Source organism: Cellulosimicrobium cellulans, from assembly GCF_024124905.1.
Lineage (GTDB): Bacteria > Actinomycetota > Actinomycetes > Actinomycetales > Cellulomonadaceae > Cellulosimicrobium > Cellulosimicrobium cellulans_G.
Window position 1 is genome coordinate 692454 of record NZ_JAMXST010000003.1, and the last position, 22032, is coordinate 714485.

Consider the following 22032-nt stretch of genomic DNA (forward strand, 5'->3'; position numbering starts at 1 on the left):
CCTGCGGGTAGCGTCGGGTCGGGGCGCTCGTCCTGACGCGACGTCATGACGATGCGTCAGGAACTGTAACCCACCCAGGTGAGGCTTGCCTATCCTCGGTCCGGGATCTGGTCGACGTCCTCCGGGTCGGGGAGCCCCGCGAGGAACCGGAAACCCAGGAGTGCGACCAGCGTGCCGAGCCCGCCGCCGACGACGAGCGGCGTGGTCAGGTCCGCCCGGGCGAGGAGACCGCCGAGGAAGGACCCGAGCGGCATGGCGCCCCACAGGAGCGTGCGCCACGTGCCGTGCACGCGGCCGAGCAGGCGGCCGGGGATCATCGCCTGCCGTAGCGACATGACGAGCACGTTCCAGACCGTCACCGCGCCGAACCCCACCGCGAGCAGCACGGCCGCGACGGCGACGCCGCCGCCCGGCAGGTGCGGCACGACCCCGAGGAGGACGAGGGCCACGGGCGTCACGAGGTTCGCGACGGCGATGGTCCGCCCGGTCCCGAAGCGCTCCTTGGCGGGGTTCGCGAGCGCCGCCGCGACGAGCGACCCTCCGGCCCCGACGAGTAGGAACGTCCCGTACCAGGCCTCCGGGACGCCGAGCACGTCGAGGACGTAGAGCACGGTCGTCGCGGTCGCGGCCGAGAAGCAGAGCCCGACGACGACGGACAGGACCCACAGGGGTCGCAGCGTCGGGTGCGCCCACAGGTAGCGGAAGCCGTCCCCGAGCTGGCGGAACCAGGGCGGAGCGGGCTCTGCGCCCGCGTCGGCCGGGGCGCGGTGCTCGCCCGCCGCGACGGCGGGCAGGAACAGCGCGAGCGCGCCCGCGACGGCGTACGCGGCGGCGCCCGTGCCGAGGGGCACGACGACGGCGACCGCGAAGAGCGCCGACGTGAGCGGTGCCGAGAGGAAGTTCTGGACGGTGATCTCGCCCGCCTCGATGCGCGAGTTGGCGCGCGGCAGGTCGGCGGGCCGCACGATCGAGGGCAGCACCGCGCGGATCGCGCCGTCGTACACGGTCTCCAGCGCGCCGTAGAGGAACACGACGGCGTACAGCCACCAGATCGTCAGCGTGCCCGTCGCGGCGAGGGCGACGAGCCCGAGGGCGAGCAGCGTGCGGGCACCGTTCGCGAGCGCGAGCGCGTGCCGACGGTCGACGCGGTCGAGGAGGACCCCGGCGGGGATGGCGAAGAACAGCCACGGCAGGAGCGAGACGGCGGCGATGCCGGAGACGAGGAACGGGTCGTCGGTGAGGCGCGCGGCGAGCAGCGGCGACGCGACGCGCGCGATGCCGTCACCCAGGCTGGAGCTGAGGTTCGCGGTGAAGACGTTGCGGAACGGCGCGCCGAGCCCGGCGCGCGCCCGGGCGGGGGCGTCGGGGAGCCTGCGGCGGCGGGTCGGCACCCCCCGAGGCTAAGCGACCGTTGCCGGGGGCATCACCGACCCTCCGGTCGGTTCTGCGCGCAGCAGAGGGCGCGGCCGCTGGTGTCCGTGCGCGGGCGCAGCGTCAGCGCGAGAGCGCGGGTGAGGTCGCGTCGGCCCCGACGGCACGCAGCACGAAGGCCTCGGTCGCCTCGATCGCCTGCTCGCGCGCGGCCGGGTCGTCGGGGACGAGCCGACCGGACAGGCACGCGTTGACGAGCTGCACGGTGGTGTCGATGTCCTGCTCGGGAAACTCCCCGACCTCGATGCCCGACGCCACGATGCGGCGCAGGATCGTCTCGACGAGCTCGGCGTGCTCGCGCAGGCGCTGGCGCGTCGTGCGCGACAGCACGGTGCGCAGGTCCGGACCGGGGGCGAGGTGGAAGATGCGCTTGAGCTGCGCCTGCTGGCGGATGTAGGTGCGGAGCTGCTCGACCGGGTCGTCCACGTCCTCCAGCGCCCGCTCGAGCGTCCCGACGTACTGCTCCGTCTCGTGGGTGATGAACCCGAGGAGCAGGGCCTCCTTGTCGGGGAAGTGGTTGTACACCGCGGTGCGGCCGACGCCCGCGGCGGCGGCGATGTCGGCGAGCGAGATGGCGTCGAAGCCGCGGTCCATCATGAGGGTCGAGAGCGCCGCGAAGAGCTTCTGCCGGGTCTGGGCGCGGTGCTCGTGGAGGGACCCTCCGATGATCTTGGGCATGCTGACATCATAGGGAGGTCGTGTCAGAACGCTAATCGGCTCCTCCGTGCCGCAACCGTGCCGCAACCGGGCCGGAACCGGGCCGCAGCCGGGCCGCAGCCGGGCCTCCCGGGCGCGCCCCGACGTCTGGCACACTGCCGCCATGGACACGACCGCGGCGCCCGACGGCGTCCCCGCCAGCGCCCCGGACCCGGACTTCCCGCCCGTCCCCGCGGACACCAAGGACTGGACGTGGGTCATGGAGCGGCCGTGCCCGGAGTGCGGGTTCGTGGCGGCCGAAGTGTCGCCCGACCGCGTGGGGGCCGCGGTGCGCGACGCGATCCCGCGCTACGTCGGCGCGCTGGGCCGCGAGGACGTGCGCGTCCGCCCCGACGCCACGACCTGGTCCGTGCTGGAGTACGCCGCGCACGTCCGCGACGTCTTCTCCGTCTTCGACGTGCGCGTGCAGTCGATGGTCGAGGGCGACGACCCGCAGTTCGCGAACTGGGACCAGGACGCCACGGCGGTCGAGCAGGACTACGCGCACCAGGACCCGGCGACCGTGGCGCGCGAGCTCGAGATCGCGGGCGACCGGGTCGCGGGCCGGTTCGACGCGCTCGTCCCGGAGCAGTGGGAGCGTCCCGGACGGCGCTCGAACGGGTCGGCGTTCACGGTCCGCACCCTCGGCCAGTACTTCGTCCACGACGTCGTCCACCACCTGCACGACGTCGGCGCCTGACCGGGCGCGGCCCCGGCCCGCCGCGGCAGGAGAAGCACGGTCGTGACACGGCCGTAACGTCCCGGCATTCCGGACGCCCTACGGTCCGGTCATGGACGCCACCGTCGCCGGTCTCGTGCCGGACGCGCACGCGGGAGCGCACCTTCTCGCGGTGCCTCGCTCCCGCGGCGCGGCTCGTACGCCCGTGGACACCCTCGCGCGCGCCTGGTTCGCCGACGCGGCGTGGACGACGCCGCCCGGCGGCGGGGGAGCGACCCGGCCCATGGTGGGGGCGCGGTTCCGCGGCGTGGTGCCCGAGGGCGTGGTGACGCCGGGCGAGCTCCGGCTCGCCGAGGGCGCGCGCCTCGTCGGACCCTTCCCGCTCACGCCACCGCAGACGCAGGCGCTCGACCTCGCGGGCGGGAGCGCCGAGGCGTTCGCCCTGCACGTCGACGACCCGGCGCCGCGCGGGGCCCCGGCCCCGCTCGTCGACGACCGCGACGGCCTCGCGCGGGCGTTCGCGGCGGGGCTGCCGCAGGGGCTCGAGCTCCAGGTGCTGGGCTGGGCGGTCGCGGCGGCCCGGCGCGTCGGGGGCGCGGTCGTCGCGGACGGCCGGACCGTGCTCACGCCCGACCCTGCCTCGGGGGTCGACCTGACCCTCTACAGCGCCCAGGTCCTCGGCCCCGACGCCGCGCTCGGCGTCCTGCGCACGACGGTCCCGAGCGCGCAGGTCGTCGCGGTCCACCCCCGCCCGGACGGCCTCGCGGAGTACGTGCTGTCGGGGGACACCCCGTACGACGGCGCGGTCCGGCTGGCCGCGCAGCGCGTGCCGCAGGTGCCGCTCGCGCTCGGTGCGCTCGACTGGCGCGAGCACGGGCCGCACGCCTACCGCGTCACGTGGGTCCCCCAGGACCCGTACGAGCTCGAGGTCGAGCGGCCGTCGGGGCTGCACGTCATCGCGCGCTCGCGCGCCCGGGTGCTCGTCGCCCGTCTCGCGGCGATGCTCCAGGGCCGCCTCGCGGGGACGCTCGTCGACGACGGCGGCTTCGTCGTGCGGGACCTCGACCTCGACGAGCGGCTCACGCCGGCGGCGACGCCGACGACGCAGTTCTGGGTCTGAGCGACGGCGTGCGCACGAGGCGCGGGTCGTGGTGGAACCGGGCGTGTCGCCCGCGCGAACTGTCCACAGATTTCGTCCACAGGGTTGTGGGTCCCGTGGGAATCGTGCGGGGCCGCCTGTGGACGAACCTGTGGCCTTCGCGACCGGTCAAATGACATCGGTGGGAACTCTTGCAGGGCCTCCGGGTGAGGACTACAAACGTGCTAACGGCCCGGACGGGCGCAGACGGACGACGGTGTTCCGCACGCAGGGGTCTGACGGCCCCGCCAGGAGCGCACGACGACCGGCGCGCACGCCAGGGCACGGCTGACCGGAGAACGGTGGACGACCCGCGACCCCCTGCTGCGGGCTGCGCGCGACGGCGCAGGTTCCGACCGGACCCGGAAGGCCGACCGCGATCGGCGTCAGCACGCCTGCCCGGGCCATCCGGAGCGGGCGTGGGGACGCCGGGCCGCCACGTCGCGAGCGGCGCCCCGACGGGCCACCGGCCCGACCGCCCCGGGGTCGCGCGGACACGGCGAGGCCCCTCGGAATCCTGCTCCGAGGGGCCTCGCTGCCATTCTCTCGCGGGCGTCCCGCGACGCGAAGACCCGTCCGCGGGCCGGTGGGCCGGGTCCGTCCGCCGCGCCTACGCTCGTGCCATGAGCAACCTCGAGACCCGGCCCGAGGAGCGCGTCTGCTCCGCGGGCGCCCCTGACGGCGTGGCGCCCGCGGTGGAGATCCTCGAGCACCGCGACGTCCCGCTCGGGGGCACGCGCGCGATGCGGGTGCGCCGCACGATCCCGCAGCGCGCGCGCTCGCTCGTGGGGGCGTGGTGCTTCCTCGACCACTACGGGCCGGACCCGCTGCCCGCGATCGGCGACGGCACCGACGGCATGCAGGTCCCGCCGCACCCGCACACCGGCCTGCAGACCGTCACGTGGTTGTTCGCCGGGGAGATCCTGCACCGGGACGCGGTCGGCTCCCTCCAGACGGTCCGGCCCGGCGAGCTCAACCTCATGACCGCGGGTCGTGGCATCTCCCACTCGGAGGAGTCGCCGCGCGGCGTCCGCCCGCCGGTCCTGCACGGGGTCCAGCTCTGGGTCGCGCTCCCGGGCGACCGGCTCGACGACCCGCCGGCGTTCGAGCACCACGCCGACCTGCCGGTCGCGGACGTCGCCGGTGCCCGGGTCCAGGTCTTCCTCGGGAGCCTGCGGGTCGCGGGCGCGGGGCTGCGCTCGCCCGCGACGACGTACTCGCCCCTCGTCGGGGCGCAGGTGGACCTGGCGGCCGGGGCGCGCGTGACGCTGGACGTCGACCCGGCGTTCGAGCACGGCCTGCTCGTGGACGACGGGACGGTGCGCCTGGAGGGCGAGGTGGTCCCGCCGTCGTCGCTCGGGTACGTCGCGCCGGGCCGTGCGACGCTCACCGTCGAGGCCGGGCCGGAGGGCCCCGCGCGGGTCGTGCTCGTGGGCGGCGAGCCGTTCGGCGAGGACATCGTCATGTGGTGGAACTTCGTCGGCCGCTCGCACGACGACGTCGCGCGCGCCCGCGCCGACTGGCAGGCGCAGCTGGTGGTCACCGGCGGGGAGGGGCCGAACCACGGCGGCACGCGGTACGCCGAGGGCGCGCGCGACGGACGCTACGGCGAGGTCGTCGGGTACGACGGCGGCCCGCTCCCGGCACCCGCGCTGCCCGACGTCCGCCTGCGGCCCCGCACCCGCCCGGCGGCGCGCCAGTAGACTGCCGCGCATGGCCAAGAACTCCACGCCCGACTTCGTGCTGCGCCCGTTCGAGGGGCTCCCCGGCGAGACCGACTGGGTCGCGATGCGCGAGGTCGTGCCCTCGGCCACCGCGACCGCCCGCACGACCGCGGAGCACGGCGCGCGCGACGTCACCGTCGTGACCGTCCTGCCCGCGGGCTGGGCCGCGCTGCACCGCCAGGACGGCGCGATCCTCCTCGCGGTCCAGACGCTCGCGGGCTCGGGCGACACGAGCCGCGACCTCGCCGCGGCGCTGCTGGAGGCGATCGACGCCGAGCCCGGCACGTCCATCGAGATGAGCGCGCTGCCCGACGCCGGCCCGCGCCTGCAGGACGTCCTCGACCTCTCCGTCCCGTTCGACGTCACCGTCCACGACGACTTCGCGTTCTGGCTCGACCCCGCCGAGGAGGTCACGCCGGACCTGCGCGCGTCGCTCGACCAGGCGGCCGAGTCGATGGTGCCCACGGTGAAGCTCGACGCCGTCCCCTCGGCGTACTGGTGCCGCATGTCGCGCGAGTTCCTGCGCTGGGCGCGTCCGGAGCCCGAGGACGCGCTCATCGACGCGATCTCGCGCCTGCACGCGCGGCGCGAGTCGGGCCTCGCGGGCGGCAAGTTCGTCGGCGCGTTCCGGTCGAGCGGTGTGCTCGTCCCGGTGTGGGAGCTGCCGCGCGGGACGGAGGCCGACGAGCTCGAGGGCCCGGTCGCGGAGCTCGACGCGCTCCTCACGGAGGCGCTCGCCGTCACGGAGCCGCTCGACGCGAACGAGCGCCGGGCGCGCGCGGGGATCGTGTCGCGCCAGGTGACCCTGCGCTGACGCACCCGCTGCCGGCCGGCGGCCCGACGCGCAGCCCGCCGACGCCCCTGTCGGCGGGCTGTCGCGTCGAGTAGGATCCGGGGGACCTGGGAACGCAGCCCGGTCGTCCTGCGAAGATCCCGAGCGGATCTGCTGGTGGAACGACGACACTTCTGCGGCCAACTCTTTGCACTACTAGGCTGGACGGCGTGAACGCGGACCATCGGTCGACTGAGTCGGGGAACAACACGGGCAGTGCTCCTGCCGGCGCGGCGAGCACGCCGCCGACGTACCTCTCGGCGTCCGGCACGCGGGCACGCACGCCCCGGCCGACGACCGGCGAGGGCCGGACCGGCCGCGCGGTGCGGCAGCGCGTCGCCGTGATCATCCCGGCGAAGGACGAGTCCCGGCGCATCGCCGCGACGGTCCGCGCGGCCAAGGCGATCCCGCACGTCGACCTCGTGCTCGTCGTGGACGACGGGAGCGAGGACGACACCCAGCACGTCGCGCGCGAGGCCGGCGCGGTCGTGGTGCGCCACTCGCACAACCGCGGCAAGGCCGCGGCCATGGAGACCGGCGCGGCCGTCGTCGCGATGCGCGACGCCGCCGACCGTCCCCCGCGCCTCCTGCTCTTCATCGACGGCGACCTCGGCGAGACCGCCGTGAACACCGCGCCGCTCGTCGCGCCCGTGCTCGACGGGTACGCGGACCTCGCGATCGCGCTGCTCCCGCCGCAGCCGGGCGCCGGCGGCCGGGGGATCGTCGTCGGGGCCGCGCGCCGCGCGATCCAGTCGCTCACGGGGTGGACCCCGACGCAGCCGCTCTCGGGCATGCGCTGCCTCACGCGCGAGGCGTTCGAGGCCGCGACCCCGCTCGCGCGCGGCTGGGGCGTGGAGACCGGCATGACGATCGACCTGCTCCGCAAGGGGTACGTCGCCGTCGAGGTGCCGTGCGACCTGCGCCACCGCGCGTCGTCCAACGACCTCAAGGGCCAGCTCCACCGCGCCGCGCAGTACCGCGACGTGCTCCTGGCCGTGAACGCGCGCAAGATGCGCTCCGCCGTCGACCGGGTGCGGGCCGCCGACCAGCACTGAGCCCGGCCCGGCCACCGCCCGGCGCGCGGTCCCGTCCCGCGGGTGGCGAGCGTCTCCGGGGGAGCCCACCCTGGGTGGACGGAGCACGGTGTCGTGCCCGGTGGCTCGCGTCCGCGCGAGGCCGCACCGACGACGACGGGGGCATCGCCATGTGCACGGGCATCAGGTTCTCGGACGGCAGGGGGAGCGTCTACCTCGCACGCAACCTCGACTGGACGAGCGGGTACGGGCAACGGGTGGTGCTGACGCCCACCGGGTACGCGCCGAGGTCACCGTTCGGCGCGGTGCCCGCCGTCCGGCACGCGACGCTCGGCATGGGCATCGTGGCGGAGGGGACTCCGCTCTACTTCGACTGCGGCAACGACGCGGGCCTCGCCGTCGCGGGGCTCAACTTCCCGGGATACGCGGCGTACGCGCCCGGCCCGGTCGACGGCGCGGTCAACGTCGCCGCGTACGAGCTCCCGCTGTGGGTGTGCTCGCAGTTCGCGACGGTGGACGAGGTGGAGGCCGCGCTCCAGGACGTCGTGGTCGTCGACCGGCCGATCGACGACACCTACCCGAGCTCGATGCTGCACTGGATCGTCGCCGACGCGACGCGCGCCGTCGTCGTCGAGCACACGGCGGACGGGATGCACGTCTTCCACGACGACGTCGACGTCCTCACGAACCAGCCCGGGTTCGGCTGGCACCACGAGAACCTGCGCAACTACCTCAACACCTCGCCCGACTTCCCCGGGGACACGGAGCTGGGCGGGGCGGTCCTCACCCCGTTCGGCTCGGGCTCGCACATGCGCGGCATCCCGGGGGACTACTACTCGCCGTCGCGGTTCGTCCGCGCCGCCTACGTCAACGCCCACTACCCGACGCGGGAGAGCGAGGAGCAGAACGTCAGCCGCGCCTTCCACACGCTGCAGCAGGTCGCGATGGTCGAGGGCAGCGCCGTGATGGCGTCGGGCGAGTCCGAGATCACCGTCTACACGGGGCTGTTCTCCTCGCGCACGTCGACCTACTACTGGAACACCTACGAGGACCCGGCGGTCCGGCGCGTCGCGATGTCCGACCTCGCGGCGGGCGGCACCGAGCTCGTGCTCGCGTAGGAGGGGAGGCTCAGCGCGCCGCGCTCTGCACCCGTGAGGTGGAGTCCTCCGGCTCGCTCCCGGCCGCGTCCGGCGCGGCGCCCGGCGTGCCCTCCCGGGAGCCCGGCCCCTCCTCGGTCCCGGTGCCGTCGGCGGCGGCGTGCAGCGCCGCGACGGTGAGCAGCGGCACCGCCGGGATGAGCGCGATGAGCGCGATGCGCACGCCGAAGTCGTTGACCAGCGACCCGGCGACGCACACGATCCACAGGGCGAGCACGGTCGGGCGCACGAGCGGCCACGCGGCCTCGGTCCGCGTGAACCACCCCGGCGTGTACCGCCGCGGCCAGAACAGCACGAGCGCCGTCGCGACGAGGACGAGGATCGTCAGCCACACGGGCACGCCGCCCAGCACGGAGCGGGCCGCGTAGCCGGCCTTGCGGAGCAGGGTCTCCCACGCCGAGCCGTCCACGACCTGGCCGACGAACCGGCCGAGGTGCGAGCGCTCGTCGGCCGGGCGCAGCCAGTCGAGCACGCCGACGGCGGCGACGAGGCCGACGCCGGCGGCGGCGACGAGCAGGAACCGTCGCCACGTGACCCGGGCCCCGGACGCCGCCAGCCCCAGCACGGCGAACGCCGGCACGACGACGAGCCCGCCGCCGAGGTCGGCCCCGAGGGTCGGCCACACGTCCACGACCATCGTCACCACGCCGATGACGCCCACGACCGTCGCGGCCACGTACCGGCGCCCGCGGACCACGAGCCACTGGGCGAGCGCGGCCGCGAGGACGAGCGCCGCGACCGCGTACACGGAGAACGTCGGGTTGCCGAACCCGTAGAACCGCGCGCCGAACGTCGGTGCGGAGCCGAGCGGGCTGGCGCGGTTCAGCGGCGTCCCGACGAGCGCGTCGAGCGTGAGCACCGCGAAGGTGATCCCGGCGACGATCCCCGGCCCGAGCCACACGGGACGCCGCGGGGCGAGCGCGCCGAGCGCGGCGACGGCCGCCGTCGCGAGCACGGTCGACACGACGATCGCGAGGGTCTGGTTCGCGAACCGCCACCAGCCGGTGAGCGACACGAGGAAGGCCGCGGTCGGGACGGCGGCCACGACGAGCGCGGCCCCGCGCGCCCAGTGGGCGCCCCGGGCCCAGCGGGCGCGCGCCCGGTCGCCGGTCGCGCGCGCGGCCCGCGGCGCGAGCAGCAGGCACAGCCCGGCGATGGCGAGGCCCGCGTAGAGCGGCACGTCGACGAACGCGGTGTAGACGGCGCGCCGCACGTGGTCGCGCGTCGTGAGGTCGGCGAGCGCGTCCGCGGTCGAGGTCGCGTCCGGGGGCCGCGGCGAGCCCCACGCCAGCGGCGTGTCCTGGATGCGTGCGGGGGTCGCGACGCCGGCGGCGTCGAGCACGGTCGCCGGGACGTCGAGCACGCGCGCGACGCCGTCGGTCCGCGTGGCGGCGCTCGTCACGTAGCGCGCCTGCTCGGGGCCGTCGAACGACGGTCGCACGAGCGTCGCGCCGAGCGCCGGGCGCGTCCCGGGCGTGCCCGCGACGTCGACGACGAGCACCGTCGTCCCGGTCGGGGTGGCGTCGAGCACGGCGCCCACGGTGGCGTCCACGGCGGCGAGCCGGTCCGTCCGCAGGGAGGCCCGCAGCGCGGCGCGCTCCTCGGCCGGGAGGTCGGGGTCGATGGTCGGGGTCGTCGCGTCGCCGGCGTCGACGACGGTCACGGGGCACGCGAACGCGTCGCTCCCGGAGGCGGTCGCGCGCGCGAGGTCCCGGTAGCGCGCGACGTCGCCCCGCGAGTCCGCGAGGGCGATCGCCGCACCGGGCCCGACGGCCGTCGCGCACATTGTGCTCGTCGAGGCGCCCGACGAGGCGCCCGCGACGTCGCCGGTGAGCGCGTCGCCGAGCACGCCCAGCCGTGCCTGGTAGCCCGAGCCGTGCTGCAGCGCGACGAGCTCGTCCCAGCCCTCGACCTGCGCGCCGTCGGCGGCCTCGGTGGAGGTGACGGGCTGCGCCGTCGGGCACTCCCACGTGCCGTCGGGCGCGCGCTGCGTCGCGACCTCGGCGAGCTGCCCGGCCGAGAGCGCGAGCCAGCCGCCGACGGTGCAGCGGCTCGCCGCTCCGGTCGGCTGGGCGACGCCGCCGGCGCCGGCACCGTCGGTGAGCAGGGCGTGCAGGTTCGGCGTCGTCGCCGCCGTGACGTCGCTCCACGTGACGCCCGTGGTCCCGACGACGACGAGCGGCCGGTCGGTGGCGATGGCGTCCGCACGGGTCACGGCCGCCTCGCCTCCCGCGGGCGCGGCGCTGGACGTGGGACGCAGCCCACCCGAGGCGAGCACCGTCGACACGAGCAGGACGACGAGCAGGAGCCCGCCCCCGACCGTGAGGAGCATCGTGGGCATGTGCCGGATCCCCGGTTCGGGGAGCGCGGACGTCGGGCGTCGCGGCGCCTCGCGCGCGAGGAAGCCGGGCACGATCATCGCGGTCCCGACGACGACGACCATGACGGCGATGATGATGCCCGAGTCGTTGAGCACGGAGCCGACCCCCGCGACGACCACGAGCGCGACCACGAGCTCGCGCAGCAGCGGCCACCGTTCGTAGGCACGCGCGACCTCGGGCAGACGGAAGCGCTCCGGACGCAGCGCGGCGAGGGCGGTGAGGACGACGAGCACCGCCGCGACGGCACCCGCCGGCTGTGCGACGGTGTGCCAGGCCCCGAGAGCCTTGCGTCCGATGACCTCGAGCGCCGCCCCGTCGAGGACGGTCTGCACGAACCCGCCGAGGTGCGAGCTGCCACCGGGCAGCAGCCAGTCCACCACCGCGACGACGGCGACCACGAGCACGGTGAGCCCCGCGACGACGAGCGCCCGCAGCCACGTGATCCGCACCCGGCCGACGAGCAGCGCCAGGACGGCGAACGCGGGGACGAGCGCGAGGATCCCGCCGAAGTCGGCGCCGAACGCGGGCCAGCCGTCGATGACGATCGTCACCGCCCCGACCGCGACCACGAGCCACGCCGCGAGCCGCCGCCGTCCCCGGGCGAGCGCCGTGGACGCCAGGCCGCCGGCGAGCACGAGGCCCGCGACCGCGTACACGGCGAACGTCACGTTGTTGAAGCCGTAGAAGCGCGTGAAGCCCGCGACGGCGGACGTGCCGAGCAGGGACGCCTGCTGGAGGGTCGTGCCCGTCGCGCCGTCGACCGTGAGGACGAGCCACGTGACGCCCGCGAGCGCCGTCGGCAGCGCCCACGGGCGGCGCGGGAGGAGGCGCGAGGCGGCCCACGCGACGAGGGCGACGGCGACGGCGCTGACGGCGAGGGCGAGGGTGAGCGCGGGCGCCGGCGCGCTCCACACCCACCACCGCGACAGGCTCGCGAGGGAGGCTGCGACGGGGGCAGCGGCCGCGACCAGGAGCACCGCGGACAGGACGCGCAGGCCGGCCGGGCCGGGGCGCGCCGGCAGCCCGCGCCGCGCGGCCGCGCGGCGCACCCACAGCGCCCCGCCGAGCGCGACGACGAGCGTCGCGACGAGGAGCCCGACGAGCACGGGGTAGAGCGTCGGGATGGTGCTCGTGAGGACGTTGAGGTACTGCCGGTTCTCGACCGTGCGCGCCACGTCCATGCGTCGGACCTCGCCCAGCGACAGCGGTGCGCCGTCGAGACCCTCGGTGCTCCCGCCCGCCTCCTCGACGACGGTCGCCGTGAGGTCGACGAGCTGGACGATGCCGTCCTTCTGCGTGCTCGGGGAGTGCAGCCAGCGGCTCGTGGGCTCGCCCTTGCGCCAGTCGACGACGACCGGGAGCCCCGGCTCGCCGACCGGCCCCGAGGGCACGCCCGCGACGAGGACGCGCGTCCCGCGGTCGACCTCGTCCATGACGCGCGCGAGCGCCTCGTCGAGCGCGTCGAGGCTCTGCCCCCGCCCGGGGGAGGAGTCGACGATCTCGCCCTGGTCGACCACCGTCACGTCGCACGCGTCGAGCCCGCCCTCGGGCAGCGCCGCGAGCGCGGACGCGTACCGCTCGACGTGCCCGTTCGCGTCGGCAAGCATCACGGCCGCGCCCGGCCCGACCGCCGTCGTGCAGACGCCGGTCTCGGCGAGCCGCGTCGCGAGGGTCCCGGGCGCGTGGTGCGTCGTCGGGGCGGCGGCCTCCTCCTCGGAGGGCGCCGTGAGCGTCGCCCACCCGGGGACGTCGGCGGGCAGCGCCTCGGGCGCGGTCGCTCCCGACGTCGTCGGGGTGGGGACGGGGAGCGGCGGGCAGCCCGGCGTGGGCGGCTCGGCGCTGACGGGCGGCGCCTCCACCGGCTCGTCGGCCGCCGGGTCGGAGGACGAGACCATCTGCCCGGCGGACAGCGTGAGCCACGCGTCCGTGGCGCAGGACGTCCGCCCCACGCCGAGCGACGCGACCGACCCCGTCCGGATCATCGACCACAGCGTGGGCGTCGCGGTGGGCGAGACGTCGCTCCAGTACAGGCCCGCCACCGCGACGAGCACGACGGGGCGCGGGTCGTGCGTCGGCGCGGTGCCGGTCGTCGTGCCCGTCGCGGCGGCGCTCGTGGTGCCGGTCGCGGTCGCGGTCGTGCCCGACGGCGTCGCGGCCGCTGCCGGCGCGGCGACGGTCCCGAGGAGGGCGAGCAGGGTCAGGGCGACCGCCGCCGCGAGCGCGGTCGCCCGCGTGCCCGTCGCTCCCCGGCGTGCGGGGAGGGTGCGGGCAGGGGGGAGCGCGGCGGCCGGGAACGTCACCGGTCCAGCCTACGGGGGCGCCTCGCGCCCGGACCGGGCCGACGAGCGGCGTCGTCGCAGGTCCGCGCGGGACGCTCACGCGCCCTCCACGCCCGCTGCGCGGGTATGCGCTGGACGGTCAAACTTGTACCCGTGTACAAATTGGGTCCATGTACAAGTTTGGGAGCCGACCGTGCGACCGCTGAGCCGTGCCGAGGCGCGCGCCGCGATCGTGAACACCGACCCGTCGGAGGGCAGGGTCCGCCTGCCTGCGCACTTCGACGCTCTGCGCTGGGACGATCTCGACTACCTCGGGTGGCGGGACCCTCGGGCGCCCCAGCGCGCCTTCCTCGTGGCCGAGGGCCTCGACGGCCGTGCGCTGGGCGCGGTCCTGCGCCAGAGCCCGAGCCACGCGGAGACCGGAGGGCGCGCGGTCATGTGCGCCCTCTGTCGCTTCACGAGGCGTTTCAACGAGGTGGCGCTCTTCGCCGCTCCCCGGCCGTCGTCCGACAAGAGGCGGCGCCTGAGCACCGTGGGCATCCTCGTCTGCACCGACCTGGACTGCGGCCGGAACGTGCTGGCTGCCCCCGTGCGAGGCCCGCTCGACCCGCCCGCGGAGGAGGTCGTCCGGGCTCGCCGGGCGGGGCTCCGGGCGCGTACTCTCGCGTTCCTGCACGGCCTGACCGACGGCGTCGGCACGACACGGACGAGGAGCTGACGATGGCCTACCTGCCGCGCGCGGAGCGTCGGGACTCGATCGTCGCCGCAGCGGCCGCCGTCGTGCGCCGTGCCGGGCTCGGCGCCGTCACCGCGCGCGTCGTGGCCGACGAGCTCGGTGGCTCCCCCGGCCAGATCCACCACCACTTCGCGTCGACGGACGAGCTCGTCGCGGAGGCCTGGCGGCGCTATGCCCGAGAGGAGATCGTCGCCTTCGAGGGCGCGTCCCGCGGTCTGGCGCCGCGCGCGGGGCTCGAGCTCTTCTTCGAGGACCTCGTCGGGCCGGACGGTGACGGCCGGGCCCTGGCGCTCTGGGCCGAGGCGGGCGCCCACGCCCAGCTGCGGCCGGAGGTCGCGGACGCCTACGTGGAGACGCTCGACCACCTGGTCGCCGTCCTCGCGGACGTCCTCGGCGGCCCGGACCGCCGCGACGCCGCGGGCAGGGTGCTCATGGTCGGCGTCGGCCTGGCGGGGCTGAGCCGGGTGGGTGGGGCCGCGGCGATCCCTCCGCGCGCGGTCATGCGGTCGGCGATCGACACGGAGACGACGTCGCGCTGACCGCACGGCACGCGGGTCAGGCCGTGCGCACCACGAGCGCGCCGGGGTCGACGCGGGACTCGATCTCCACGGCGAGGCCCAGCACGTCGCCGTCGACCTGGGCCTGCTCGCCGCCCTCCACGCGCACGCGGACGCGCCGGGCGCGCGCGTGGTCGATGCGTCCGATCTTGGCGGGCAGGTCGTTGCGCACGCCGAGGCCCTGCATGACGACCTCCCCGAAGAGCTGCGCCCAGCCCACGACCCCGCCGCGCGTGTCGATCGCGGCGATGTCCAGGATCCCGTCGTCGATCACCGCGTCGGGCAGGAGCGTCAGGCCCCCGGGGAGGCGGCCGCAGTTGCCGATGAGGAGCGAGCGCAGCCGCGCCTCGACGGGCGGCGTGTCGTCGAGCTGGATGCGTGCGCGCATGCGGCGCCCGTGCAGGTGCCGGATGCCCGCGACGAAGTAGGCGACCCAGCCCACCTTCGCCTTGAGGTCGTCGTCGGTGTCGGCGACCATCGCGGCGTCGAACCCGAGCCCGGCGATGACGAGGAAGATGTGCTCCTTGTCGGTGTCCTGGGCGGGGTCGGGCGCCGTCCCCGGCTCGTCCCCCTCGGCGGGGGTGACGTCGGCGTAGCGCAGGACCTTGACCCAGCCGACGTCGACCGGGCGGTCGGAACCCGCGATCACGACGGCCAGCGCGGCGCGCGCGTCGCCCACCGGCAGGTCGAGGTTGCGCGCGAGGAGGTTGCCGGTGCCCACCGGGACCAGGCCCATGGTGCGGCCGCTGCCGACCATGCCCTCGGCGACCGCGCGGACCGTGCCGTCCCCGCCCACGGCGACGACGACGTCCGCGCCCTGCGCGAGCGCCGCGCGGGTCTGCCCGACGCCCGGGTCCTCGACCGTCGTCTGGAACCACAGCGGGTCGGGCAGGGCGGCGTCCGCGAAGGCCGCGCGCACGACCGCCTCCAGCCCGGCGACGTCGGGCTTCGACGGGTTCGCGACGAACGCGACGAGCTCGCGCGGGTCGTCCTCGACCGCGGGCTCCTCGACGGGCGGCGCGTCGCCGTGCGCGCGGCGCTGCCGGGTCTGCTGCGCGCGCAGGCCCAGCGCGACGACGAGTGCCACCACCGCGACGGCGAGCGCCGCGATCGCGAGCCAGAGCGTCCAGGACATGGCGACACCGTAGCGGGGTGGGCGCGGGAACGGTCCGCGACCGGGGGCCGCCCGGTTCGTTAGGCTGCTGGCGTGATCGACCTCCGCCTCCTGCGCGACAACCCCGACATCGTCCGTGCCAGCCAGGTCACCCGTGGTGACGACCCCGCGCTGGTGGACGCCGCCCTCGACGCCGACGCCCGTCACCGCGCCGCGCTGAGCGAGTTCGAGAGCCTGCGCGCCGAGCAGAAGTCCCTCGGCAAGCAGGTCGCCCAGGCGCAGGGGGAGGAGAAGCAGGAGCTGCTCGCGCGCACCAAGCAGCTCGCGGCCGACGTCAAGGCGCGCCAGGCCGACGCGGACGCCGCGTCGGAGGAGCTGCGCGGGCTGCTCTACCGCATCTCGAACGTCGTCGCGGGCGCTCCCGCGGGCGGCGAGGACGACTACGTCGTGCTGCGCGAGGAGGGGACGATCCGCGACTTCGCCGCGGAGGGCTTCACGCCGCGCGACCACCTCGACCTCGGCGAGGGCCTGCGCGCGATCGACACCGAGCGCGGCGCGAAGGTCTCGGGCGCGCGGTTCTACTACCTCACGGGCGTGGGCGCGCGCCTCGAGCTCGCGCTGCTCAACGCCGCGATGGACACGGCGGTCGCGGCCGGGTTCACGCCCGTCATCACGCCGACGCTCGTGCGGCCCGAGGTCATGCAGGGCACCGGGTTCCTCGGCGCCCACGCGGACGAGATCTACCGCCTCGAGAAGGACGACCTCTACCTCGTCGGGACGAGCGAGGTGGCGCTCGCGGGCTACCACGCGAACGAGATCGTCGACCTCTCGGCCGGGCCGCTGCGCTACGCCGGGTGGAGCGCGTGCTACCGCCGCGAGGCCGGCTCGCACGGCAAGGACGTGCGCGGCATCATCCGCGTGCACCAGTTCCACAAGGTCGAGATGTTCTCCTACTGCGACCCGGCCGACGCCGAGGCGGAGCACCAGCGCCTGCTCGGCTGGGAGGAGCAGATGCTGCGCCTCGTCGACCTGCCGTACCGCGTCATCGACACCGCGGCGGGCGACCTCGGGTCGAGCGCCGCGCGCAAGTTCGACTGCGAGGCGTGGCTGCCCACGCAGCAGCGCTACCTCGAGCTCACGTCGACGTCGAACTGCACCACGTTCCAGGCGCGCCGCCTCAACGTGCGCGAGCGCGTCGAGGTCGACGGCAAGAGCGAGACGCGCACCGTCGCGACGCTCAACGGCACGCTCGGCACGACGCGCTGGATCGTCGCGATCCTCGAGAACCACCAGCAGGCCGACGGGTCGGTCCGCGTGCCGGAGGGGCTGCGGCCGTACCTCGGCGGCCTCGAGGTCCTCGAGCCGGTGGTGGCGTGACGGGTCCCCTCGTCCCGGACGACGCGTCCGGGCCGCTGCTCGTCGCGCTCGACATCGACGGCACCCTCATGTCGTACGACCAGGAGCTGTCGGACGACGTGCGCGACGCCGTCGCCGACCTGCGCGCGGCCGGGCACCACGTGGTGCTCGCGTCGGGGCGGTCGCTCATCGCGATGACGCCCGTCGCGGAGATCCTGGGGATCGACCGCGGCTGGGTCGTCGCGTCCAACGGCGCGGTGACCGCGCGGCTCGACCCGGACGAGCCCGACGGGTACGTCCTCGAGGACGTCGTGACGTTCGACCCGGGCCCGGCCCTGCGGCTCCTGCGCGAGCACCTGCCCGACGCGCGGTACGCCGTCGAGGACGTCGGCGTCGGTTTCCGCATGAACGAGCTCTTCCCCGACGGCGAGCTCGACGGCGTGCACCGCGTCGTCGACTTCGACGAGCTGTGGTCGGGCGAGGTCACGCGCGTGATCGTGCGGGCGCCGGGGTCGACGAGCGAGCAGTTCCACGAGCTCGTCGAGCGCCTCGGCCTGGACGACGTCACGTACGCCGTCGGCTGGACGGCGTGGATGGACATCGCGCCGCTCGGCGTCACGAAGGCGACCGGCCTGGAGCTCGTGCGCCGCACCCTGCACGTCCAGCCGCACCGCACCGTCGCGGTCGGCGACGGCCGCAACGACGTCGACATGCTCCGCTGGGCGGCGCACGGCGTCGCGATGGGCCACGCGGACGCCGTCGTGCAGGCCGCCGCCGACGAGGTCACCGGCTCGATCGAGGACGACGGCGCGGCCCACCTCCTGCGCAGCCTCCTGCCCTGACCGCGAGGTAGAACAGCAGGGCGCGAGATAGAGCTCGCGGGGTTCTACGTCGCGACCTGCGGTTCTACCTCGGCGGGATGGGTAGCGTCTTCGCGACGTCGTTCGTCCCCGAGCGTGCGGCTTTCGACGCGTCGTTCGCGACGCTCCTCGCGGACGACGACGCGCTGCTCCTCGTCGCCGAGGCGGGGGACGTTTCTTCCGGGGTACCGGGGGTCTACCTCGCGGGGGTGGTCAGTCGCGGGGCTCGCGCGCGGTGAGGACGACCGGGCCGTCGGGCGTGATCGCGACCGTGTGCTCGCTGTGGGCGCCGCGCGAGCCGTCGGCCGAGCGCAGGGTCCAGCCGTCGGGGTCGGTGTAGATCTCGTCCGTGGTCTCGAGGAACCACGGCTCGATCGCGATGACGAGGCCCGGCTTGAGGGGGAACCCGCGCTTGCGACGGCCGTCGTTGGGGATGTGGGGCTCGCCGTGCATCGTGCGGCCCACGCCGTGCCCGCCGAAGTCGGTGTTCACCGAGTAGCCCGCGGCGTGCGCGACGTCGGCGATGGCGGCGGAGATGTCGCCGACCTTCTTGCCCGGCTGCGCGGCCGCGATGCCGGCCTCGAGCGCGCGCTCGGTCGTCTGGATGAGCTTCGCGTCGGCCTCGCCGAGCGCCCCGGCGCGCGGCGTCCCGACGACGAACGACAGCGCCGAGTCCGCGACCCACCCGTCGACGGACGCGGCGAAGTCGATGCTCAGCAGGTCGCCGTCGCGCAGCGCGTAGTCGTGGGGGAGGCCGTGCAGCACGGCGTCGTTGACGGACGTGCAGATCACCTTGCCGAACGGGCTCGCCCCGAACGACGGGTGGTAGTCGATGTAGCACGACTCGGCCCCGCGGTCGCGGATCATCTTGTGCGCGACCTCGTCGAGCTCGAGCAGGTTCGTCCCGACCTTGGTGGCGGCGCGCACCGTGGTGAGGACGTCGGCGACGAACCGTCCCGCGGGTCGCATCTGGTCGATCTCCCGCGGGGTCCTCAGCTCGATCATCGTGGTCCTTCCGGTTCGCAGGTGGCGTGCCCGACGGCGGCGCGGCCGGCTCGAGCGGTGCCGAGCGGTGCCGCGGGACGGGCCTCCCCACGATATCGGTCCGCGCTGCCGCGGTGCGGCGGGAGCGGGTGCCGTGCGCACGCCGCCGGGGCGCAAGCGCTTGCATCGATCTGCTCACGATGCGGCACGGCGCCTCGCCACGTGGCCTCCGGGCGTGGCAGCATCACCCGTCGTGGCAGGTATCGACGACGTCGCCCAGGCCGCCGGGGTGTCCACGGCGACCGTCTCGCGCGCCCTGCGCGGCCTGCCCAACGTGTCGGAGGCGACGCGCCTGCGGGTGCTCGCGGAGGCGGCCCGGCTCGGGTACGTGCCCACGCCGTCGGCGTCGTCGCTGGCCACCGGGCGCACCCGCACCATCGGGGTGCTCACCCCGTGGGTCAACCGTTGGTTCTTCGCCAACGTCATCGAGGGCGCCGAGCGTGCGCTCCGCGACCTCGGCTACGACGTCCTGCTGTACACGTTCGACGTCCGCCGGACGTCGTCCCGCCGCCGGGTCGACCCGAGCGTGCTGCGCCACCGCGTGGACGGGACGCTCGTCGTCGGGCTGCCGCTCGACGACGACGAGGTGCGCTCGCTCGTCGGGCTCGCCCGGCCGCTCGCGTTCGTCGGGTCGGGGCCGGCCGACCAGGTGACGGTCCGGCTCGACGACGTCGCGACCGGCCGGGCCGCGACGCGCCACCTGCTCGACCTGGGGCACCGGGTCATCGGCCACGTGACCGGGGTGCCCGACCTCGTGTCGTCGTGGTCGCCGCCTGTCGAGCGGGCCCGGGGCTACGTGCGCGCCCTGGAGGAGGCGGGGATCGTCGTCGAGCCGGACCTCGAGGTGAACGGCGACTTCGACGTCGCGGGAGGGCGCGAGTCCACGGCGGAGCTCCTGCGCCGCCGGCCGGACGTGACCGCCGTCTTCGCGGCGTCGGACGAGATGGCCATGGGGGCCATCCTCGCGGCGCGGGACCTGGGGCTGCGCGTCCCGGACGACCTGTCGGTCGTCGGGGTGGACGGCCACGACCTCGGGGAGCTCGTCGGGCTGACGACGATCGCCCAGGACGCCTACCAGCAGGGGTTCGACGCGGCGCTCCTCCTGCTCGAGATGATCAACGGCGCCCCGGTGCCGGAGAGCCTCACCTATCCGACCGAGCTGGTGCGCCGCGGCTCGACGGCGCCGCCGGGCGCCGGAGCCTGAGGCCCCGAGCCGCGCCTCGCCGCGCGCTCGACGACGCCGCGTGGGAGCGTGGCCAGGAGGGGAGGGGTGAGAGAGCGCGCACCCGGCGCACGTGACGGAATCGTTACGCAAACTCGCCTCTCCTGTGCTTGCGGCAGCGCGATGCAACCGCTTGCATGGTGCCTAGGGCGAGAGCGCACCCGCGCTCGCGACGTCGCGATGCGCCCGGTCCTCACCGGACCGGGGTGACGGCGTCCGTACCCACGACGAGGTGGAGGCTGACATGACCAGGACCACGAGGACCAGCGCGGCGCGTCGTCGCACGCTGGTGGTCGCCGCCGGCGGCGCGAGCCTCGCGCTCGTGCTCGCGGCGTGCAGCGGCGGTGGCGGCGGCGGAGGTGACGACGAGTCGCCGAGCGCCGAGGTGGACTGCGCCGACTACGAGCAGTACGGGGACCTCTCCGGCAAGACGGTGACGGTGTACTCGACGATCGTCGACACCGAGGCGGAGCAGCAGCAGGCGTCGTACGAGCCGTTCGAGGAGTGCACGGGCGCCACGATCGAGTACGAGGGCTCCAAGGAGTTCGAGGCGCAGCTCCCCGTCCGCATCCAGTCCGGCAGCGCGCCGGACATCGCGTACCTGCCGCAGCCCGGCCTGCTGCGCCGCATCGTCGCCGACTTCCCCGACGCGATCCAGCCCGTCGGGGAGGCGGCGTCCGCGAACGTCGACCAGTACTACACCGAGTCCTGGAAGGATTACGGCACCGTCGACGGGACGCTGTACGCGACGCCGCTCGGCGCCAACGTCAAGTCGTTCGTCTGGTACTCGCCGTCCATGTTCGAGGAGGCGGGCTACGAGGTCCCGACGACGTGGGACGAGCTCATGGAGCTCTCCGACCAGATCGTCGCGGACAACCCCGGCGGCGACGTCAAGCCGTGGTGCGCGGGCATCGCGTCCGGCGAGGCGACCGGCTGGCCGGCCACCGACTGGATGGAGGACGTCGTCCTGCGCACGGCGGGCCCCGAGGTCTACGACCAGTGGGTCAACCACGAGATCCCGTTCAACGACCCGCAGATCGCCACGGCGCTGGCCACGGTCGGCGACGTGCTGAAGAACGAGGAGTTCGTCAACGGCGGCCTCGGCGACGTGAGCACCATCGCGACGACCGAGTTCACCGAGGGCGGCTACCCGATCATCGACGGCCTGTGCTACATGCACCGCCAGGCGACGTTCTACCAGGCCAACTGGACGACCCTCGACCCCGACCTGGTGGTCGCGCCCGACGGTGACGTCTGGGCCTTCTACCTCCCGGGCGAGACCGCGGAGGACAAGCCGCTGCTCGGTGGCGGCGAGTTCGTCGCCGCGTTCAACGACCGTCCCGAGGTCCAGGCGTTCCACGCGTACCTGTCGAGCCCCGAGTGGTCCAACGCCAAGGCGAGCGTGACCCCGCAGGGCTGGATCAGCGCCAACAACGGCCTCGACCCGGAGCTGCTCCAGTCGCCGATGGACCAGCAGGCGTACGAGCTGCTCACGGACGACAGCTACACGTTCCGCTTCGACGGCTCGGACATGATGCCCGCCGCCGTCGGTGCCGGCTCGTTCTGGACCGAGATGACGGAGTGGATCGCGAGCGACAAGTCCGACGAGGCCGTCCTCGACGCCATCGAGGCGTCCTGGCCGACGTCCTGACCCGCGGGCGACCCGGGGCCTGACCGCGCGGCACGCGCCGCGGGCCGGGCTCCGGGTCCACGCGTCGACCCGGGGGCGGGTCGTCCGGGGGGCCGATCCCCGGACGACCCGTCCCCGGGCCGTCCCCGCCGCACACCACGT

18 protein-coding genes are annotated in these 22032 nt (G+C 75.2%); 13 read left to right on the forward strand and 5 right to left on the reverse strand.

What is annotated here, in order from left to right; all coding sequences use genetic code 11:
* Positions 1–89: 89 nt before the first annotated feature.
* Complete coding sequence (locus NHH00_RS11785; RefSeq protein ID WP_253052304.1) at positions 90–1391, reverse strand: MFS transporter; 1302 nt, start codon at positions 1389–1391, stop codon at positions 90–92.
* 103 nt (positions 1392–1494) lie between these two features.
* A complete protein-coding gene (locus NHH00_RS11790) occupies positions 1495–2109 on the reverse strand; it encodes a TetR/AcrR family transcriptional regulator (protein ID WP_253052306.1) in 615 nt (204 codons plus the stop codon).
* 142 nt (positions 2110–2251) lie between these two features.
* Between NHH00_RS11790 and NHH00_RS11795 the strand changes: the two genes are divergently transcribed.
* From NHH00_RS11795 to bsh, 6 genes are all read left to right on the forward strand, one after another.
* Positions 2252–2827 (forward strand): DinB family protein, encoded by a 576-nt coding sequence (locus NHH00_RS11795; RefSeq protein ID WP_253052308.1) that lies wholly within the window; start codon positions 2252–2254, stop codon positions 2825–2827.
* Positions 2828–2918: 91 nt separating this feature from the next.
* Positions 2919–3926, forward strand: coding sequence for a hypothetical protein (locus NHH00_RS11800; RefSeq protein ID WP_253052310.1), 1008 nt, complete (start codon positions 2919–2921; stop codon positions 3924–3926).
* Positions 3927–4567: 641 nt separating this feature from the next.
* Complete coding sequence (locus NHH00_RS11805) at positions 4568–5647, forward strand: pirin family protein (protein ID WP_253052312.1); 1080 nt, start codon at positions 4568–4570, stop codon at positions 5645–5647.
* Positions 5648–5657: 10 nt separating this feature from the next.
* Entirely contained in the window at positions 5658–6482 is an 825-nt protein-coding gene (locus tag NHH00_RS11810; RefSeq protein WP_253052314.1) for a DUF5926 family protein, read from the forward strand.
* Between the two features lie 188 nt (positions 6483–6670).
* Positions 6671–7555, forward strand: a complete 885-nt coding sequence (locus NHH00_RS11815; RefSeq protein WP_374614856.1) for a glycosyltransferase family 2 protein — start codon at positions 6671–6673, stop codon at positions 7553–7555.
* 149 nt (positions 7556–7704) lie between these two features.
* The gene (gene bsh / locus NHH00_RS11820) at positions 7705–8652 is read left to right on the forward strand and encodes a choloylglycine hydrolase (RefSeq protein ID WP_253052316.1); all 948 of its coding nucleotides are present in this window, start codon (positions 7705–7707) and stop codon (positions 8650–8652) included.
* A 10-nt stretch (positions 8653–8662) separates the two neighbouring features.
* Here bsh and NHH00_RS11825 read toward each other — a convergent pair whose 3' ends face one another.
* Positions 8663–13372, reverse strand: coding sequence for a hypothetical protein (locus NHH00_RS11825; RefSeq protein ID WP_253052318.1), 4710 nt, complete (start codon positions 13370–13372; stop codon positions 8663–8665).
* Between the two features lie 172 nt (positions 13373–13544).
* On the opposite strand from NHH00_RS11825, the gene NHH00_RS11830 reads away from it, so the two are divergent.
* Both NHH00_RS11830 and NHH00_RS11835 read left to right on the forward strand, forming a co-directional pair.
* Positions 13545–14069, forward strand: coding sequence for an FBP domain-containing protein (locus NHH00_RS11830; protein ID WP_253052320.1), 525 nt, complete (start codon positions 13545–13547; stop codon positions 14067–14069).
* Between the two features lie 2 nt (positions 14070–14071).
* The gene (locus NHH00_RS11835) at positions 14072–14626 is read left to right on the forward strand and encodes a TetR family transcriptional regulator (RefSeq protein WP_253052322.1); all 555 of its coding nucleotides are present in this window, start codon (positions 14072–14074) and stop codon (positions 14624–14626) included.
* A 16-nt stretch (positions 14627–14642) separates the two neighbouring features.
* Here NHH00_RS11835 and NHH00_RS11840 read toward each other — a convergent pair whose 3' ends face one another.
* Positions 14643–15779 (reverse strand): diacylglycerol/lipid kinase family protein, encoded by a 1137-nt coding sequence (locus NHH00_RS11840; protein WP_253052324.1) that lies wholly within the window; start codon positions 15777–15779, stop codon positions 14643–14645.
* A 72-nt stretch (positions 15780–15851) separates the two neighbouring features.
* Between NHH00_RS11840 and serS the strand changes: the two genes are divergently transcribed.
* From serS to NHH00_RS11855, 3 genes are all read left to right on the forward strand, one after another.
* Positions 15852–17135 (forward strand): serine--tRNA ligase, encoded by a 1284-nt coding sequence (gene serS, locus NHH00_RS11845; protein WP_253052326.1) that lies wholly within the window; start codon positions 15852–15854, stop codon positions 17133–17135.
* Positions 17132–17956, forward strand: coding sequence for an HAD family hydrolase (locus NHH00_RS11850; RefSeq protein WP_308202298.1), 825 nt, complete (start codon positions 17132–17134; stop codon positions 17954–17956). The genes serS and NHH00_RS11850 overlap by 4 nt, the downstream gene beginning before the upstream one ends.
* 77 nt (positions 17957–18033) lie before the next feature.
* Positions 18034–18213, forward strand: coding sequence for a hypothetical protein (locus NHH00_RS11855; RefSeq protein WP_253052328.1), 180 nt, complete (start codon positions 18034–18036; stop codon positions 18211–18213).
* On the opposite strand, the gene map is transcribed toward NHH00_RS11855, so the two are convergent.
* Positions 18188–18979, reverse strand: coding sequence for a type I methionyl aminopeptidase (gene map / locus NHH00_RS11860; RefSeq protein ID WP_064316124.1), 792 nt, complete (start codon positions 18977–18979; stop codon positions 18188–18190). The genes NHH00_RS11855 and map overlap by 26 nt on opposite strands.
* A gap of 232 nt (positions 18980–19211) precedes the next feature.
* Between map and NHH00_RS11865 the strand changes: the two genes are divergently transcribed.
* The gene (locus NHH00_RS11865) at positions 19212–20222 is read left to right on the forward strand and encodes a LacI family DNA-binding transcriptional regulator (RefSeq protein ID WP_253052330.1); all 1011 of its coding nucleotides are present in this window, start codon (positions 19212–19214) and stop codon (positions 20220–20222) included.
* A 262-nt stretch (positions 20223–20484) separates the two neighbouring features.
* The gene (locus tag NHH00_RS11870) at positions 20485–21891 is read left to right on the forward strand and encodes an ABC transporter substrate-binding protein (RefSeq protein WP_253052332.1); all 1407 of its coding nucleotides are present in this window, start codon (positions 20485–20487) and stop codon (positions 21889–21891) included.
* The last annotated feature ends 141 nt before the right edge of the window (positions 21892–22032 follow it).